Source organism: Arthrobacter sp. ZGTC412 (genome assembly GCF_002929215.1).
Taxonomy (GTDB): domain Bacteria; phylum Actinomycetota; class Actinomycetes; order Actinomycetales; family Micrococcaceae; genus Arthrobacter.
In genome coordinates, this window is the sequence record NZ_PJII01000069.1 from 1 (window position 1) to 714 (window position 714).

Annotated in this window: 1 protein-coding gene; it reads left to right on the forward strand. The window is 69.0% G+C overall.

All coding sequences use genetic code 11. The annotated features are described in order from the left end of the window. A partial coding sequence (locus CXQ88_RS21415; protein WP_104046159.1) for a xanthine dehydrogenase family protein molybdopterin-binding subunit occupies window positions 1–714 on the forward strand: 714 nt, incomplete at both ends.

The following is a 714-nucleotide window of genomic DNA, read 5'->3' on the forward strand; positions in this document are numbered from 1 at the left end:
CGCCGATCGCTTTGGCTGGGACCGGCGGGTCACCCGGCCCCGCTCCGTGCAGGAGGACGGCTGGCTGGTGGGCCTGGGCACGGCCAGCGCCGTCTACCCGTTCATGCGCCAGCCGTCCAACACCGCGCGGATCCGCTATGAGCAGGACGGCATCTACTCGGTGCAGATTGGGGCGGCGGACATTGGCACCGGCGCCTGGACGGCCCTGACGCAGATCGCCGCCGACGCGCTCGACGCGCCGATCGACCGGATCCGGCTGGGCATCGGCGACACGGCCTTCCCTGCCGCCTCGGTGGCCGGGGGATCTTCCGGAACGGCCAGCTGGGGCGGAACAATTATTGCCGCCGCGCGTGCGTTCCGGGCCGACCACGGAGAACATCCCTCCCCCGGGGCGCAGACCGAGGCGAACGCTCCGGAGGACCCCGAGGCGGAGAACCTGGCCCTGTATTCCTTCGGCGCGCATTTCGCCGAGGTCCGGATCTCCTCGGACACCGGCGAAATCCGGGTACCCCGCATGCTGGGGGTTTTTTCCGCAGGCCGGATCATCAACCCGCGCACCGCGCGGTCCCAGTTCCTGGGCGGCATGACGATGGGCCTGGGCATGGCGCTGCATGAGCAGAGTGTCCTGGATCCGAGGTTCGGGATCTTCGTGAACCACGACCTGGCCGAATACCACATTCCCACCAACGCCGATGTGCTGGATATGGAGGCGCT